Origin of the sequence: Streptomyces sp. NPDC052114 (assembly GCF_040680155.1) — a bacterium.
GTDB lineage: Bacteria > Actinomycetota > Actinomycetes > Streptomycetales > Streptomycetaceae > Streptomyces.
This window is the reverse complement of record NZ_JBFAWC010000011.1, coordinates 253,578-269,550: the sequence shown is the minus strand read 5'-3', so window position 1 is coordinate 269,550 and position 15,973 is coordinate 253,578. Positions and strand designations below refer to the sequence as shown.

The 15,973-nt window shown below is 73.9% G+C and carries 18 protein-coding genes; 10 read left to right on the top strand and 8 right to left on the bottom strand.

The genetic code is table 11. From position 1 onward, the window contains the following. Positions 1-31: 31 nt before the first annotated feature. On the top strand, positions 32-619 hold the full coding sequence (locus tag AB0L89_RS25300) for a methylated-DNA--[protein]-cysteine S-methyltransferase (protein WP_365144951.1): 588 nt from the start codon (positions 32-34) through the stop codon (positions 617-619). 216 nt (positions 620-835) lie between these two features. After that, positions 836-2,098: an MFS transporter gene (locus tag AB0L89_RS25295; protein ID WP_365144948.1), complete on the top strand. Its 1,263-nt coding sequence runs from the start codon at positions 836-838 to the stop codon at positions 2,096-2,098. A 66-nt stretch (positions 2,099-2,164) separates the two neighbouring features. Here AB0L89_RS25295 and AB0L89_RS25290 read toward each other — a convergent pair whose 3' ends face one another. Then, positions 2,165-2,530, bottom strand: a complete 366-nt coding sequence (locus AB0L89_RS25290; protein ID WP_365144945.1) for a cupin domain-containing protein — start codon at positions 2,528-2,530, stop codon at positions 2,165-2,167. A gap of 143 nt (positions 2,531-2,673) precedes the next feature. On the opposite strand from AB0L89_RS25290, the gene AB0L89_RS25285 reads away from it, so the two are divergent. Next, positions 2,674-3,579 (top strand): pseudouridine-5'-phosphate glycosidase, encoded by a 906-nt coding sequence (locus AB0L89_RS25285; protein WP_365144942.1) that lies wholly within the window; start codon positions 2,674-2,676, stop codon positions 3,577-3,579. After that, positions 3,576-4,511 carry a sugar kinase gene (locus tag AB0L89_RS25280; protein ID WP_365144939.1) on the top strand — a complete coding sequence of 312 codons (936 nt, stop codon included), beginning with the start codon at positions 3,576-3,578 and terminating at the stop codon, positions 4,509-4,511. Before AB0L89_RS25285 ends, AB0L89_RS25280 begins: the two co-directional genes overlap by 4 nt. 215 nt (positions 4,512-4,726) lie before the next feature. Here AB0L89_RS25280 and AB0L89_RS25275 read toward each other — a convergent pair whose 3' ends face one another. Next, positions 4,727-5,575, bottom strand: a complete 849-nt coding sequence (locus AB0L89_RS25275) for a methyltransferase domain-containing protein (RefSeq protein ID WP_365144936.1) — start codon at positions 5,573-5,575, stop codon at positions 4,727-4,729. A gap of 160 nt (positions 5,576-5,735) precedes the next feature. Between AB0L89_RS25275 and AB0L89_RS25270 the strand changes: the two genes are divergently transcribed. Continuing rightward, a complete protein-coding gene (locus tag AB0L89_RS25270; protein WP_365144933.1) occupies positions 5,736-6,881 on the top strand; it encodes a magnesium and cobalt transport protein CorA in 1,146 nt (381 codons plus the stop codon). Positions 6,882-6,939: 58 nt separating this feature from the next. Here the strand turns inward: AB0L89_RS25270 and AB0L89_RS25265 are convergent, their stop codons facing one another. Together AB0L89_RS25265 and AB0L89_RS25260 are read right to left on the bottom strand one after the other, a co-directional pair. Further along, positions 6,940-7,359 (bottom strand): CBS domain-containing protein, encoded by a 420-nt coding sequence (locus AB0L89_RS25265; protein WP_365144930.1) that lies wholly within the window; start codon positions 7,357-7,359, stop codon positions 6,940-6,942. A 151-nt stretch (positions 7,360-7,510) separates the two neighbouring features. After that, positions 7,511-8,143, bottom strand: coding sequence for a uridine kinase (locus tag AB0L89_RS25260; protein ID WP_365144927.1), 633 nt, complete (start codon positions 8,141-8,143; stop codon positions 7,511-7,513). Positions 8,144-8,231: 88 nt separating this feature from the next. Between AB0L89_RS25260 and AB0L89_RS25255 the strand changes: the two genes are divergently transcribed. The 3 genes from AB0L89_RS25255 to AB0L89_RS25245 all read left to right on the top strand — a co-directional run bounded on the left by AB0L89_RS25255 (position 8,232) and on the right by AB0L89_RS25245 (position 11,213). Further along, entirely contained in the window at positions 8,232-8,972 is a 741-nt protein-coding gene (locus AB0L89_RS25255; protein WP_365144924.1) for a DUF2293 domain-containing protein, read from the top strand. A gap of 196 nt (positions 8,973-9,168) precedes the next feature. Continuing rightward, on the top strand, positions 9,169-9,648 hold the full coding sequence (locus AB0L89_RS25250) for an anthrone oxygenase family protein (RefSeq protein ID WP_365144921.1): 480 nt from the start codon (positions 9,169-9,171) through the stop codon (positions 9,646-9,648). Positions 9,649-9,722: 74 nt separating this feature from the next. Then, positions 9,723-11,213, top strand: a complete 1,491-nt coding sequence (locus AB0L89_RS25245) for a glutamate synthase subunit beta (protein ID WP_365144918.1) — start codon at positions 9,723-9,725, stop codon at positions 11,211-11,213. A gap of 77 nt (positions 11,214-11,290) precedes the next feature. Here AB0L89_RS25245 and AB0L89_RS25240 read toward each other — a convergent pair whose 3' ends face one another. Both AB0L89_RS25240 and AB0L89_RS25235 read right to left on the bottom strand, forming a co-directional pair. Beyond that, a complete protein-coding gene (locus AB0L89_RS25240; protein ID WP_055698298.1) occupies positions 11,291-11,506 on the bottom strand; it encodes a DUF397 domain-containing protein in 216 nt (71 codons plus the stop codon). Between the two features lie 94 nt (positions 11,507-11,600). Then, a complete protein-coding gene (locus tag AB0L89_RS25235) occupies positions 11,601-12,461 on the bottom strand; it encodes a helix-turn-helix transcriptional regulator (protein WP_365144915.1) in 861 nt (286 codons plus the stop codon). A gap of 158 nt (positions 12,462-12,619) precedes the next feature. On the opposite strand from AB0L89_RS25235, the gene AB0L89_RS25230 reads away from it, so the two are divergent. Both AB0L89_RS25230 and AB0L89_RS25225 read left to right on the top strand, forming a co-directional pair. Continuing rightward, on the top strand, positions 12,620-13,126 hold the full coding sequence (locus AB0L89_RS25230) for an ATP-binding protein (protein WP_365144913.1): 507 nt from the start codon (positions 12,620-12,622) through the stop codon (positions 13,124-13,126). 66 nt (positions 13,127-13,192) lie between these two features. After that, complete coding sequence (locus AB0L89_RS25225) at positions 13,193-13,618, top strand: hypothetical protein (protein ID WP_365144910.1); 426 nt, start codon at positions 13,193-13,195, stop codon at positions 13,616-13,618. Positions 13,619-13,745: 127 nt separating this feature from the next. On the opposite strand, the gene AB0L89_RS25220 is transcribed toward AB0L89_RS25225, so the two are convergent. After that, positions 13,746-14,861, bottom strand: a complete 1,116-nt coding sequence (locus AB0L89_RS25220) for an acetoin dehydrogenase dihydrolipoyllysine-residue acetyltransferase subunit (RefSeq protein ID WP_365144907.1) — start codon at positions 14,859-14,861, stop codon at positions 13,746-13,748. Between the two features lie 98 nt (positions 14,862-14,959). Next, positions 14,960-15,973 carry an alpha-ketoacid dehydrogenase subunit beta gene (locus tag AB0L89_RS25215; protein WP_365144904.1) on the bottom strand — a complete coding sequence of 338 codons (1,014 nt, stop codon included), beginning with the start codon at positions 15,971-15,973 and terminating at the stop codon, positions 14,960-14,962.

Here is a 15,973-nt window from a genome sequence, read left to right as displayed (position 1 = left end):
GTTGTCAGTGCCCGGCCGTACCGTGGTCGGCATGGACGCGAATGCGCAGGAGCAGCAGGAGCAGCGGGATCGGCAGGAGCAGGAGCGGCGCCGGGTCGTGTGGGCCGTCGTCGACAGCGACATCGGCCCGCTGCTGCTGGCCGCGACCGCCGAAGGGCTGGTCACCGTGGCCTTCCACGCCACGGACGCCGTGCGTGAGAAGACCCTGGACCGGCTGGGTTCCCGTCTGGGCGCCGAGCCGGTCCACGCGCCGGACTCCCCCCTGCTCGCCGAGGCGATACGGCAGCTCGCGGAGTACTTCGCGGGTGAGCGCCAGGACTTCGAGCTGCCGCTCGACTGGTCGCTGAGCTCGGGCTTCAACCGCCAGGTGCTGCGCGAGCTCGCCTCCGGCGTGCCGTACGGCGCGGTGGTGGGGTACGGCGACCTGGCCGGCCGCGTGGGCCAGCCGCGCGCCGCGCAGGCCGTGGGCATCGCGATGGGCTCCAACCCCCTGCCGGTCGTGGTGCCGTGCCACCGCGTGGTGGAGAGCGACGGGGGCATCGGCGGCTTCGGCGGCGGTCTGGAGACCAAGCGGCACCTGCTCGCGCTGGAAGGGGTGCTTCCGCAGCCGCTGTTCTGACGCCGCGGCGCCGCGGGCGACCGTGACGCGCGCCGCCACACGCGCCGCCGCCCGCGCCGGGCGTCCGCACTGGGCGCCCGTACCCGCCGTCCGCTCTCGACGTCCGTACCCGCCGTCCGTACCGGCCTTCCGCACCGGCCATCCAGACCGATGCTCCCGCGCCACGGCCGACGTCACCGTGTTTCGCGCGTGCGAACGTACTGACACACTGCGTCAGTGACTTCGACCCTGGACGCCCCTGACATACCCGCGCCGGAGGCGCTGCCCGGACTGCGCCGCCGCACGAACGCCGTCTTGATCGCCAGTCAGATCCTGGGCGGGATCGGGGTGCCGATCGGCATCACGCTGGCGCCCCTCCTGGCCACCGACGTGAGCGGGACGGAAGCGGTGTCGGGCCTCGCGCCGACCGCCTCGGCGGCGGGCACGGCCCTGCTGTCGCTGCCGCTGGCCGCGCTGATGAACGCGCGCGGACGGCGTGCCGGGCTCGTCCTCGCGTATGTGATCGGCGCGTTCGGCGCGGGGGTCGTGGTGCTCGCCTCGGTCATCGGGAGCTTCGCCCTGCTGCTGCTCGGCATGGCGGCGTTCGGGGCGGGCTCGCTGGCCACGCTCCAGGCGCGGTTCGCGGCGGCCGACCTCGCCGAGCCCGACCGGCGGGGCCGTTCCATCTCGCTCATCATCTGGGCCACCACCATCGGCTCGGTCCTCGGGCCGAACGTCGCGGCGCCCACGAGCCGCGTCTTCTCCGGCACCTCGATCTCGGAGGAGGCCGGTCCGTTCCTCTTCGCCGCGGGGATCTTCGCGGTCGCCGCGGTGGTGGTGGCGGTGCTGCTGCGGCCCGACCCGCTGCTGACCGCCCGCGCCCTGGCGCCGCAGGAGGAGGGCGGCAAGCGGGGCGGCTCCCTGAAGGACGGCATCGCCGCCGTGGCCGCCTCGCCGATGGCCAAGCTCGCCCTGGTGACGGTGGCCGTCTCGCACACGGTGATGGTCTCCATCATGGTGATGACCCCGGTCGACCTGGGGCACCACGGCGCGAGCCTCCAGCTGGTCGGCCTGGTCATCAGTGGTCACATCGCGGGCATGTACGCGTTCTCGCCGGTGATGGGGTGGCTCGCCGACCGGTTCGGCAGGCTCTCCGTGATCGGCCTCGCGGTCGGGCTGCTGGCCTGCGCCGCGCTGCTCGCCGGCACGGCGGGGGCGAGCCACGGCCAGACCGCCGCAGGACTCTTCCTGCTCGGACTCGGCTGGTCCGCGGGCCTGGTCTCCGGGTCCGCGCTGCTCACCGACTCCGTGCCGCAGCCCGCCCGCGCCGCCGTGCAGGGCCTGTCGGACCTGACGATGAACGCGGCGGCGGGCATCGGCGGCGCGACCGCGGGCCTGATCGTCGCGAAGGCGAGCTACGGCTGGCTGAACCTCGTCGGCGCCTGTGTGCTGCTGCCGCTCGCCGCGCTCGCGATCCGCCGGGCGGTCAAGAAGGCCTGACTCCCGCGTCCCGCGGGGCCCGTCCGGGGCCTCGGGGCGGGGCGGCAGTCAGGCGCACAGGGGTGGTCAGGGAAGCGTGATGTGGTACGCCTTGCGCAGCGTCTCGTGGACGGTCCAGGTCGTCCGGTCGCCCTCGCGCAGCACGGCCGCGTCGCCCGGCCCGATCTCCAGGGTGTCGCCGCCCTCGACCGCGACGGTGGCACGGCCGCTGACGACCACGAAGAGCTCGTTGGCCTCCGTGTCGGTGACCACGCCGGGCGTGATCTGCCAGATGCCGCGCAGCTGCTTGCCGTCGGCGGACTCCCACAGCACCTTGCCGGTCACCACCGGGTCGCCGGAGACGATCTGCTCCGGGTCGAGCGGCTCGACCTCCAGCTCGACGTCGGGAATGTGCACGGAGAAGGACGCGACGGCTTGATCATTCGTGGTCATGGCCGGTCACCCTAACCGGGGGCCGGGAGGGCGCGGGGCCGGGGGCCGTCTTGGGCGGGCCCGGGCGGACCGCCCGTGAGGGTTTGACGGGGCGTGCCGCCCGCCAGGGATGAGGGGAGACCCTACAGGCAGGAGGCAGGCCCGTGCTGGTGGTGTCCGACGAGGTACAGACGGCTGTCGCGGAGCGGCGCCCCGTGGTGGCCCTGGAGTCCACGATCATCGCGCACGGCCTTCCGCGCCCGCGCAATCTCCAGGTGGCCGAGGAACTCGAAGCGGTCGTACGGGAGGAGGGCGCCGTACCCGCAACGATCGCCGTCCTGGACGGGCGCCCCCACGTCGGCCTGGACAAGGACCAGCTGGGGCGGGTCGCGCACGACGACGGCATCCGCAAGCTGGGCCACCGCGACCTGCCGCTCGCCGTGGCGACGGGTGCGAGCGGGGCGACGACGGTGTCGGCGACGGCGCTGCTCGCCGCGCGGGCGGGGCTGCGGGTGTTCGCCACCGGCGGGCTCGGCGGGGTGCACCGGCAGTGGACGGTGACGCAGGACGAGTCGGCGGACCTGGGGCTGCTGGCCCGTACGAGGATCACGCTGGTGTGCGCGGGCGTGAAGTCGATCCTGGACGTGGCGGCGACGCTGGAGCGCCTGGAGACGCTGGGCGTCCCGGTGGCGGGGTTCGGGACGGACCGTTTCCCCGGCTTCTACCTCGCCGACTCCGGGCACCCGGTGGAGTGGACGCTGCGCACGCCCGGGGAGGTCGCGGAGGTGATGCGGGCGCAGGACGCGCTCGGCGGCCCCGACGCGGCGCTGATCCTGGCGAATCCGGTGCCGCGCGCCGAACAGCTCGAACCGGCCCTCCACGCGCGCGTGCTCGCCGAGGCGCTGGAGGCGTGCGAGGAGCGCGGCATCACGGGGCAGGCGATCACGCCGTTCCTGCTCGACGAGTTGGTGCGGCGCACCGACGGCGCGTCGCTGGAGGCCAACCTCGCGGCGGTCCGGGGCAACGTCCGCCTCGCGGGGCGCGTCGCCACGGCCTGGGCCGGGCGATGACGGCGCCGGGCGCGGGCAGCCGGGGGCTGCTGGTCGTCGGTGACGTCGTCACGGACATCGTCGCCCGGCACCGCACGGCGCTCGTGCCGGGTACCGACACGGCGGCGGCCATCCGTACGGTGCCGGGTGGCGCGGGTGCCAACGTGGCGTGCTGGGCGGCGCGTTGCGGCTGTCCGGACGTGCGGCTGCTGGGACGGGTCGGCTCCGACGCGGCGGCCTGGCACGAGGACGCGCTCACGCGCGCGGGCGTACGGCCCCGGCTCGTCGTCGACCCCACGGCGCCGACGGGGACGGTGATCTGCCTGGTGGACGGGGCCGCCGCGGCCGAGCGGACGTTCCTCACGGACAACGGCGCCTCACTGCGCCTCTCCCCCGCCGACTGGTCGACCGAACTGCTCGACGGCGTGGCACGGTTGCATCTGTCCGGCTATCTGTTCTTCGCCGAGCCGGGCCGGGCCACGGCCCGCGCGGCCCTGGCCGCGGCACGCGCGCGTGGGGTGCCGGTGAGCGTGGATCCCGCGTCGGCGGGCTTCCTCGCGGAGGCGGACGTGGAGCGGTTCCTGACGGCGGTGGACGGCGCGGAGACGCTGCTGCCGAGCCGGGACGAGGCGGAACTGCTCACCGGGCTGCCCGACCCGGCGGACGCGGCGGTGAAGCTCAGCCGCCGCTTCCCGGTGGTGGTGGTCACGGCGGGCGCCGAGGGGGCGCTGGTGGCGCGGGACGGCGAACTGCTCGGCCGGGCCGCCGCGGTGCCCGCGCGCGTACGGGACTCGACGGGCGCCGGCGACGCGTTCACCGGCGCGTTCCTCGCCGCGCGGCTGGGCGGGGCGGAACTCCGCGAGGCGGTGGCCGAGGGGTGCCGGGCGGGGGCGCTGGCCGTGGAACAGGTGGGCGGCAGGCCTCCGGACGACCCGGCGGCGTCGGCGCGGTAGCGGGGCCGGGTGACGTCGGCGCGGTAGCGGGGCCGGGTGAGGTCGGCGCGGTAGCGGAGCCCGGTGGCGTCGGCGCGGTAGCGGGCCCCGGCGGTCCGGCGGTCCGGCGGTCCGGCGGTCCGGCGGTCCGGCGGTCCGGCAGGATCCAGCGCCGGGCCGCGCCCGAACGCCACGCCACGCCCCCATGCTCGCCCCCGGGACACCTCAGCCCCGGGTCACGCCTTCCTCCCCCACGTGGAGATCAGCGGCGGGGTCGCCAGATCCAGGGTGCCGGCGGCCACGTTCGTGAGGTGTGCGTCGATCTCCTCGGGCGTGGCCAGGCCCGCGGCGATCAGGTCGGGGCGGAGCTGACGGAGCGTCGCCGCCTCCAGGTCACCGGAGGCGGGCCCGGCGAGCGGGAAGTACACGTCGGACTCCACCTGACGCAGACCCGCCTCGCGCAGCAGCCGCGGCATGCGGCGCCCGTACGCGGGGTCGGCGCCCCGCTCCGCGAGCAGCGCGCGCACCCCGTGCCGCAGCCGGTTCGCCGACTCCTGGGCGGGGCCGTGCTCGTCGGGGCAGGCCAGCGGCTGGAGCGCGGGGTCGGCCTCCTCGATCAGGAGTCTGCCGCCGGGCCGCAGCGACCTGAGCATGGCCGCCAAGGCCCGTTCGGGGTCCGGGACCTCGGAGAGGACGAGCCGCGCGTGCACCAGGTCGAAGCCCTCGACCGGGGGCACGTCGGCGGCGACGTCGTGGATCCGCACTTCGAGGGGTGAGCGCGCGGCCCGCGTCTGCCAGGACGTGTCGATGTCGGTCGCCAGGATGCGCCCGGTGGGGCCGACGCGCTTGGCGAGCCAGGAGATGACGGAGGTGCCGCCCGCCCCGACCTCCCAGCAGCGCCAGCCGGGACCGATGCCGAGACGTTCGATGTGCCCGAAGGTCGTCGGGTCGAAGAGGGCGGCGAAGGCGGCGGTGCGCGACTGTGCCGCGGACTGGCCGTGGTCGGGCTGCCGCCGGTGGTCGGAGAGCTGCCGTGGTCCGGCGTACTGGCGGGGGTCGAGGAGATGACCGTCGGTTCGCGTCATGCCGCGATCATCCCAGTTGTCCGGCTTGCTCCCAGGAAGCCGAACCGGATGTCTCGGGACGGATGTTGCGGAGTGGAACCTTCCGTTCCCACAGGCTCGACGGAGTGTCGCACCGTACTGGCAGACTGGCACGCCGAGTCGTCGGTGCGAGGAGCCCCACATGTCGATGGCAGGGAATCTGCGCAAGGTCGGAAGCCTGGGCAAGGTCGGCGGCCTGCGCACGGTCGGCGGCCTCAGGAAGGTGGCACGCCTGCGCCGGCGCGCCGCCCGCGTCGACCTGAGCCACCCGGCCCGCTCCCCGCTGGGCTCGTCGGTGGTCAACTGCGTGACCTACCGGGACGGGGTGCGCCAGCCGCCCGCCCGCGATCTGGTCGAGTCGGTGGAGCGGGTCCGCAAGTCCGGCGACGGCTTCGTCTGGCTGGGGCTGCACGAGCCGACGGAGGAGGAGTTCGCGGGCATCGCCGATCTGTTCGACCTGCACCCGCTCGCCGTGGAGGACGCGGTCCACGCCCACCAGCGCCCGAAGGTCGAGCGGTACGACCAGACGCTGTTCGCCGTCCTCAAGACCGTCTGCTACGTGGAGCACACCGAACTGACCGCGACCAGCGAGGTGGTGGACACCGGCGAGATCATGGTCTTCGTCGGCCGGGAGTTCGTCATCACGGTCCGGCACGGCAGGCACGGCTCGCTCGGCCCGGTGCGCGAGGAGCTGGAGGCGGCGCCCGAGCAGCTCGCCCAGGGTCCTGCCGCGGTGCTGCACGCCATCGCGGACCAGGTCGTCGACGACTACCTCGCGGCGACGGACGCGGTGCAGTCGGACATCGACCTGGTCGAGACGGCCGTGTTCGCCCGGGACGGCGAGCGGACCGACCCCGGCCGCATCTACCAGCTCAAGCGCGAACTGCTCGAACTGAAGCGGGCGGTGGTCCCGCTCGGCCGCCCGCTCCAGATCCTCGCCACCCAGCCGATGCGCGTCATCGCCCCGGAGATACAGGCGTACTTCAGGGACGTCGACGACCACCTGAAGCGGGCCACCGAACAGATCGCCGCCTTCGACGAGTTGCTGAACTCGATCCTCCAGGCGCACCTCGCCCAGGTGACCGTCGCGCAGAACGAGGACATGCGGAAGATCACCGCCTGGGCGGCGGTCGTCGCGGTGCCCACGATGGTCTGCGGCATGTACGGCATGAACTTCGACCACATGCCCGAGCTGCACTGGCAGTTCGGCTATCCGCTGGTCATGTCCGTGATCGCGACGGTCTGTGTCGCCCTGTACCGCGGCTTCCGGCGGAACGGCTGGCTGTGACCCCGGGACGCGGTGCGGGCAGGCACGGGCTGACGGGCGCCGGTGCGGGCCGCCCGGCCTAGCCCTTGGCGTACACGCTCTCGACCCAGCCCGCGAGCTGGTCGTCGGTGAGGTGCGTGGCGAGGTCGGCCTCGCTGATCATGCCGACGAGCCGCTTGTTCTCGATCACCGGCAGACGGCGGATCTGATGGCCCTGCATCTCGCGCAGGACGTCGTCGACGTCGGCGCCCGAGTCGATCCAGCGCGGTGTGCCCTTGGCCATGTCGCCCGCGGTGACCTTGGACGGGTCGTGCCCCATGGCGACGCAGCCGACGACGATGTCGCGGTCGGTGAGGATGCCGCAGAGCCGTTCGTTCTCGTCGCTGATGGGCAGCGCGCCCACGTCGAGTTCACGCATCAGCTGGGCGGCGCGGTCCAGGGTCTCGTGCCGGGGGATCCACTGGGCGCCCCGGTGCATGATGTCTCCGGCGGTGGTCATCACTACCTCCCGTCGCCGGGCGGAGTCCGGAGCGGCGCGGAGGGCGCCGCTGGTCCCGGCGCCCCTCATTCTCGCGGCGCCCCCGGCGGTACGCATCCGGAGCCGCCCCGCGCCCGTGTCCGCCCCGCGCCCGGCACGCCCCGTGGCGCCGTCAGCCGTGCCACGCCGGGTGGCGCGGGTCGTCCGCCCGCACCACCACGTCGGCCGCCTCGGCGGGGTCCGCCTCGCTCTCGTACCGTTCGAAGGCGGGCAGCGTCCACTGCTCGCCCTCCGGTGTACGTCGCCGCAAGGCCCCCTGCGAGAGCCGCACATGCACGGTCAGGTCGAACGGGAACCAGTGGCCGAGGAGCAGCGGGCCGTGCAGCAACAGCACGCCGCCGGGCGGGAGTCGGACGTAGGGGCTGCGGGTCGCGCGGTCGGTCGCCGGGTCCCACAGGTCGGGCAGGACCCGCCCGGTGCCGCCGGGGTCGAGCGGCCCGAAGACCTCGCGCCACAGCGCGCCGGTGTCGAACCACCCGCTGTAGTAAGCCTCCACGTCCTCGTGTCCGTACTCGAACCGCAGCGAGGCGGGCCGCAGAAAGCCCTCCGCGCCGATCACGAGCGAGGTCCGCCCGCGCAGGCGCAGGGCCTCGCTCACCCGGTGCGCCAGCTCGCCGGTGCCACCGGCCGGCGCCCCGTCGACGGCCACTCGCGGCCAGGCGCCGCCGTCGGCCGTCTTCAGGTCGAGGAGGCGGTCGGCGAGGGTGTCGGCCAGGCGTTCCCAGGTGATCGGTTCGAGTCGCACGGCCCCATGATGCCGGGTGCCACGGCCGCATGATGCCGGGTGCCACGGCCCGACGATGCCGGGTGCCGCCACGGGGAATGAGACAGGCATGGCGCGCTCCCCCGGCTCCTTCCCCCTCCCCTCCTCCCCCGTCCCCTCCTCCGGCCACGCCGGGCCCCTGGTCTTCCAGCCGTTGAAGCGGCGGCGCTGCGCGGAGTGCCGTACCGGGCCGCTGTCCCTGCTCGTCCTGGAGGGCGGCGAGCCGCGCTGTCTGGACTGCGCGGACCTCGGCCACCTCGTGTACCTGCCGCGCGGCGACACCGCGCTCACGCGGCGGGCCCGCGAGGGCAGCGCCCTCCACGCGGTCGTCGTCCGCTTCCACCGGCGCCGCGCCCGCTACGAACGGCAGGGCGTCCTCGTCGAGGAGGCGGCGCTCGTCCGTGCCGAGGAGCGGTGTCTGGCGGACGCGGAGGCGCGGGCGCGGCGCCGGGCGCGGGACGCGGAGCGGCGGGCCGCCCAGGACGTGCGGTTCACGGAGGCGTTCGCCTCGGAGATCCTCCGGCTCTTTCCCGGTTGTCCCCCGGAGCGGGCCGGGGCGATCGCCGCGCACGCGTCGGTGCGGGGCAGTGGGCGGGTGGGGCGGAGCGCGGCGGGGCGGGCGCTCTCACAGGGAGCGGTGGTAGCGGCCGTGGGGGCGGCGGTGCGGCATTCGGCCACGCCGTACGACCGGTTGCTGATGAGCGGGGTGCCTCGGGGGGAGGCGCGGCGACGGATCGCGCCCGCGGTGCAGGCCGTGCTGCGGGAGTGGCGTGGGTCCGAGGCCGGTGCCGAGGCCGGGGACACGCGCTGACGCCTGCCTGATCCCCGACGGGAGACGGCCCGCCTGATCCCCGACGGGAGACGGCCGCTTATGTTCCCGCGTTCGTCGCGCATGGCCGCCTGCCGGTCGCGGCTATTGACTTGTGGTGTTGCGGGGCGGCGTGCAGGATCAGTGGCTCGCGGTCCGCCCCAATGACGTAACCGCCCCAGTCCCCGCGGGAGTTGCCATGATCGACGGACCGTACTTCGTGCTCACCGTGCTGGGGGCGCTCGCCTGCGGGCTCGCCGCCGGAGTGTTCGCCGGATTCTCGACGATGGTGATGAAGGGCCTGGCCGCGCTGCCGCCGGCCCAGGGCATCGCCGCGATGAACCGGATCAACGTCGCCGCGGTCACCCCGCCGTTCATGGCGATCTTCCTGGGGGCGACGGGGCTCAGCGTCGTGCTCGCCGTGGTGACGTTCGTGCTCTGGCCGGACGAGGGCACCGTCGAGCTGCTGCTCGGGTGCGCGCTCTATCTGTTCGGGTCGTTCGGCGTGACCGTCGCGGCGAACGTTCCGCGCAACGACGCCCTCGCCAAGGTCGACCCGGAGAGCGAGGAGGGCGCGGCGTACTGGCGCGCGTACGTACGGGAGTGGACGGTGTGGAACCACGTCCGCGCCGTCGCCTCGATCGGCGCGACCGCCTCCTTCATCCTCGCGCTGACCTGAGCGGGCCCCGGCCGGCGTGCCGGGTGCGCCGTCCCGGCGTAGGGTGACAAAAAGCCTGCGCAAGGGAGACGGCTATGGCCGACCCCAAGGGCTTCCTCACCACACCCCGGCAGGACTGGCCCCGCCGCCCCGTCGCGGAACGCGTGCGGGACTGGGACGAGGTGTACGTCCCGGGCGCGCTGCTGCCCCTCGTCGAACGGCAGGCGGACCGCTGCATGGACTGTGGCGTCCCCTTCTGCCACGAGGCGTGCCCGCTCGGCAATCTGATCCCCGAGTGGAACGACCTGGTCTCGCGCGGCGACTGGCGCGCGGCGGCGGACCGGCTGCACGCGACGAACAACTTCCCCGAGTTCACCGGACGGCTGTGCCCCGCGCCGTGCGAGGCGGGCTGCGTCCTGGCGATCAACCGGCCCGCGGTCACCATCAAGAACGTCGAAGTGGCCGTCGCCGACCGCGCCTGGGCCGACGGGCTCGCCCCGCCCCGGCCGCCCGAGCGGCTCTCCGGAAAGTCGGTCGCGGTCGTGGGCTCGGGCCCCGCGGGCCTCGCCGCCGCGCAGCAGCTGGCGCGGGCGGGGCACACCGTCGTGGTGTACGAGCGCGCGGACCGGGTGGGCGGGCTGCTGCGGTACGGGATTCCCGCGTTCAAGATGGAGAAGCGTCATCTGGACCGCAGGCTCGGGCAGTTGAGTGCAGAGGGCGTGCGGTTCCGTACGTCGACGGAGGTCGGGCGGGACGTCACGGCGGCGGAGCTGCGCGGCCGGCACGACGCGGTGGTCCTCGCCGTCGGGGCCACGGCGTGGCGCGAACTGGACGTGCCGGGGCGCGCGTTGACCGGCGTCGAGCAGGCCATGGCGTATCTGCCGCTCGCCGACCGGGTGTGCGAGGGCGACCTGGAGGTGTCGCCGCTGAGCGCCGCGGGACGGCACGTCGTGATCGTGGGCGGGGGCGACACCGGGGCCGACTGCCTGGGCACGGCGGTACGCGAAGGGGCCGCGTCCGTCACGCAGTTGGACATCTACGAACAGCCCGGCGCGGAGCGCGACGAGGTGGCGGAGCCCTGGCCGACGTATCCGAGGCTGTACCGGATCTCCCCGGCGCACGAGGAGGCGGGGCAGCTGCGGACCGCGCCCGCGGCGGACGCCGACGCACGGCTGTTCGCCGCGTCCACGCTCCGCTTCGGCGGGGACGCGGCGGGGCGGGTGCGGGCGGTGCACCTGACGGGCGTCGACGCGGCACGGCGGCCGCTGACCGGTACGGAGCGAACACTTCCGGCCGATCTGGTGCTGCTCGCGCTCGGCTTCTCGGGGCCCGAGCGCGAGGCGGGCGGCCTGCTCGACCAGCTCGGCGTGGACCTCGACGGGCGCGGCACCCTCGCCCGCGACGCCCGGTTCGCGACGAACGTCCCCGGCGTCTTCGCGGCCGGCGACGCGGCGCGCGGCCAGTCGCTCGTCGTCTGGGCCATCGCGGAGGGCCGCGCGACCGCCGCGGCGGTGGACGAGTGGCTGATGGGCGCGACCGGCCTGCCGTCGCCGATCACGCCGTACGACCGCCCGATGGCGGTGTGAGCCGAAGGGGACGGCGGCCGGACATCACAAAAGCAGGCGCCGGCCGGGCGTCACGAAAGCTGGCAGGCGGCCGGACCTCACGAGAGCAGGAAGTCCGCCTCGCCCGCCTTCGCCCCCTGGATGAACGCGGTGATCTCCCCGTGCGTGTAGATGAGCGCGGGGCCGTCGGGGTCGGCGGACTGGCGCACCGCGACCCGCCCGTCGGCCAGCTTCATGGCCTCCAGGCAGTTGCCGCCGTTGCCGCCGCTCCACGGCTTGTGCCAGCCCTCGTTGCCGAGGTCGCGTGCGGGCATCCCGTTGTATATCCGGGACTCGGCCCGCGAGTCGTCACGGGCTCCGGGTGAACGCGGACCGGCAGGGCGCGTTCCGGCTCGATGTCGGTCCATGTCACAGCTCCTTGCGGAGATCCTTGAGGATCTCCTTCGTGCGTGGTGCGGTGGCGGCCTGTGCCGCCATACGGTCCATGACCTCCAGATGGGTGGCCACCTCTTTGCGCGCGTCCAGGTAGACGGCGCCGGTCAGGTACTCGCTGTAGACCATGTCGGGCAGTTCCGGCACGGCGAAGCGGAAGATCACGAACGGTCCGTACGTCCCGGGGTGCGGGCCGGCCGCGAAGGGGGCGATCTGCAGGGTGACGTGCGGGAGCTCGGTGGCCTCGATCAGCTTGTCGAGCTGGTCGCGCATCACCTCGACGCTGCCGACGGGTCTGCGCAGCGCGGTCTCGTCCATCACCACCCACAGCCGGGGCGCGTCCTCACGGGTGAGCAGCGACTGGCGCTCCATGCGCAGCGCCACATACCGCTCGATGTCGTCCGGCCTGGTCTGGCCGATGGCCCCGGAGCGCATCACCCCGCGCGCGTACTCCTCGGTCTGCAGGAGTCCCGGCACGAAGTGCGGTTCGTAGGACCTGATGAGGCTTGCCGCGCCCTCCAGGCTGACGTACATGCTGAACCAGCCGGGCAGGATGTCGTGGAACCGCTGCCACCAGCCGGGTTTGTTGGCCTCTTCGGCGAGGGTCACGAAGGCGTCGGCCTCGTCGTCGGCGACGCCGTAGGCCTTCAGGAGCAGCTGGAGATACGGGATCTTCAGCGCGACCTCGGCCGTCTCCATGCGCCGGACGGTGGCGGGGGCGACGCGCAGGATCTTCGCGGCCTCCTCGCGTTTGAGACCCGCGCTCTCGCGCAGATCCTGCAGGCGACGACCGAGAACGACCTGGCCGACGGTCGGCGCGGACCGCGGTTCGCTCACGTCTCCTACCTCCACCTGACTTCGCGTTGCCTCAACTCACACCGCACCGCGAGCTGCTGCGAGCAGTGTGCCATGCGCCGCTTCGAAGGCACACGCCACTGTGCACTTTTCAGAGTGGCCCTTGCCAAGGTGTTCAGGGCGGGGCGATAGTGGAGAGCGTGACTCCGCCCGCGCCGTTAGGAACCGAAGCCACCGAAGGCCGTCTCGGCGATCTCGCCCAGACGTTGCCCGAGGCCGCCGAGGTCTGCGTCAGTTTCGCCCTCGCACCGCGTCCGGGTTCCGCCGCACAGGCCAGACGGCTGATGCGCGCGCAGCTCGACCGGTGGGCGGTGCGCGACGACGACGCCCGCGACGCGGCGGCACTCGTTCTCTCCGAACTGGTCACCAATGCCGTGGTGCACACCGCGAGCCGGCGGATCATCTGCGAGCTGTGCGCGGATCCGGAGAAACTGCGAATAACCGTGCGTGATGAAGGGTGCGGGTCAGGCGTGCCGCGCCCGGTGCACAGGGGGGCCGATGAGGAGCACGGGAGGGGACTGCTTCTTGTCGACGCGGTGAGCAGTGCGTGGGGCGTCCACGACGCGGGGCCCGGGATCGGGCTGACGGTGTGGGCGGAGTTGCAGAGAACGGCCACGTCGACCACGACAACGGCGGCGTGTGCGTAGGACGAATGAGTCGAACGTGGCAGTGATGCGGGCGGGGGGCATGTGAGCACGGGTACGGTGCGGCCGTTGGATCTGAACACCTTGGTCCGTCTGACGCGGCAGCGGCAGCTCTCCGGAGCGCCGACACCGGTGCGACCACCCCAGCGGCTCGATCTCCCCGAAGGAATGACCCAGCCGCTCGGGTGCGACGCGGTGGCGGTCCCCGCGTCGCTCGGCCCCGGGCTGATGTCCCGGCTGCCCCGTGTGGGGTGCGTGTACGAGGACGGGGCGCGCTGGTGGTGGATCGTCCCCGCCGACTCCGACGTCGCCATGGAGTGGCCGGCGCCGGTCGCCTACTCGGCGGGAGCGGTGGTACGGGACGCCTGGCGGCGGCCCGTACTGATCAACCGCCCGGACGGCGACGTCCCCTACACGCCGCCGATTCCTCTCTATCTCGCGCTGTGCCGGGTGACCGGGAACACGCCGGGGTGGTCGAGGGCCCTTCGGGCGTAGGCGCTCCGCCGGGTTGAGCGGTTTTGTCGGGCGGTGCTCTGCCCACGGGTCGGCCGCGGCTCGTCATGTGGTTCCCCGTGGCTTGTGGCGCGGCTCCCCGTGACTTGTCGCGCGGTTCCCCGCGCCCCTAAGGGGCGCTCTTCGTGTCGGAGTCCGCGATCGCCCGTTCCACCGCCGCCACCACCTCCCCCGGTGTCTCCATGTGCGGCATGTGGCCCGCCCCGTCCACCAGGCGGACCTCCGCGCGCCCCTTCAGGGACGCCGCGTTCGACGCCGGGATCACCCGGTCCTCGCGGCCCCAGAGCGCGACCGTCGGCGCGCTCGTCCGGAGTTCCGTCACGTCGAGGGCCGGTGCGTCGTCCTCGTCGATCAGGGTGGTGAGCAGGGTCGCCAGCGCGTGGTCCACGCCGTCCAGGCGCTTGTACCGGAGCAGGTCGTCGACCAACTGCCGGGTCACCCGCGCCTCGTCGGCGAAGAGGGCGCTCAGGTGCGGGCGGAGCGCGCGCCGGGTGCCCGCCGCCGCGAAGCCCCGCAGGTACGCGGCGTTCACGTCGGGTCCGAAGCCCGCGGGCGCGATCAGGGTCAGGGACGCCACGCGCTCCGGGGCGGAGGCCGCGGCCGCCACCGACACCGCGCCGCCCAGCGAATGACCCACCAGATGCGCGCGGGCGATCCCGAGCACGTCGAGGAAGCCCGTGACGGCGGAGGCGAGCGTGCCCGGCCCGCCGTCGCCGACGTCCTTCGTCGACGCGCCGTGCCCCGGCAGGTCGAGGGCGTGGACGGTGTGGCGCGCGGCGAGCGCCTCCCGTACGAAGAGCCAGGAGTTCTTGTCCCCGCCGAAGCCGTGCACGAGGACGACCTGCTGCTCCCCGGTGCCCGAGGTCGCGTACGCGAGCACGGTGTCGCCGAGCTGAACGGTGCCGGTGAGGGGGCCCTCCTCGTCGTCGGCCGGCTCGCCCCGCGCCAGCTGGTCGCGGGCGTCCGCCGCCGCCCGGTCGATCTCCGCGTCCGGGACGTCGGCCGGCGCGATCAGGGCGATGGCGCGGCCGACCGGGGCCGCGCCGCCGGCCGGTGCGACGATCCGGCGCAGGACCCCGCCGCTCGGGGCCTCCAGGGTGCCGGCGATCTTGTCGGTGTCGATCTCCGCGAGTGCGTCGCCCTCGTCGACCGTGTCCCCCTCGGCCGCGAGCCACTCGGTGATCTTCCCGGTCCGCATGGACAGGCCCCACTTAGGCATGATCACCGGGGTGATCCCGGGGTCCGCGCTCCCTTGGCTCCCGGATTCCGCCCCCGCCTGGCCCCCGGATTCCGCCCCCGTCCGGCTCCCGGATTCCGCCCCCGTCACGGCTTCCACTCCACCGCCGACGTGACCGCGGCGGCGACGCGCCCCGCGTCCGGCATGTAGAGGTCCTCAAGCGGTGGGCTGAACGGCACCGGCGTGTGCGGCGCCGTGACCGTCCCGATCGGCGCCTGGAGGGCCCCGAACGCCTCGCGGGCGACCAGCGCCGAGATGTCGGCGGCCATGCCGCAGCGCGGCCCCGCCTCGTCGACGACCACGAGACGCCCCGTGTGCTCGACGCTCTCCAGAATCGTCGCGGCGTCCAGCGGGCTGGTGGTGCGCGGGTCGATCACCTCGCAGCGCACGCCGGATCCGGCCAGTTCGTCGGCGGCCTCGCAGGCCACGGAGACCATCCGGCCGAGCGCCACGACGGTGACGTCCTGTCCCTCGCGCACCACGTCCGCCTCGCCGAAGGGGATCGTGTAGCTCTCCGCGGGGACCTCGCCCACCACGTCGTACATCGCCTTGTGCTCGCAGAAGATCACCGGGTCGTCGTCCCTGATCGCCTGGACCATCAGCCCCTTCGCCTCGTACGGCGAGGAGGGCAGCACGACCTTCAGGCCGGGCACGGACGTGAAGACCGGGTAGAGCGCCTGCGAGTGCTGGGCCGCCGCCCGCAGCCCCGCGCCGTACATCGCGCGGATCACCACGGGGGTGACGGCCTTGCCGCCGAACATGTACCGGAACTTCGCCGCCTGGTTGAAGATCTGGTCGAAGCACACCCCCATGAAGTCGATGAACATCAGCTCGGCGACCGGCCGCAGGCCGCGGGTCGCGGCCCCGATCGCCGCCCCGATGAACGCCGACTCCGAGATCGGGGTGTCGAGGACCCGCCCGGGGAAGCGGGGTTGCAGTCCCTTGGTGACGCCCAGGACCCCGCCCCACGCGTCGTCCGCGCCGGGCGCGCCCGCGCCGCCCGCGTTGTCCTCGCCCATGACGACGACCGAGGGGTCGCGCTCCATCTCCTGTGCCAGTGCTTCGTTGATCGCCTCGCGGTAGCTGATACTGCGTGCCAT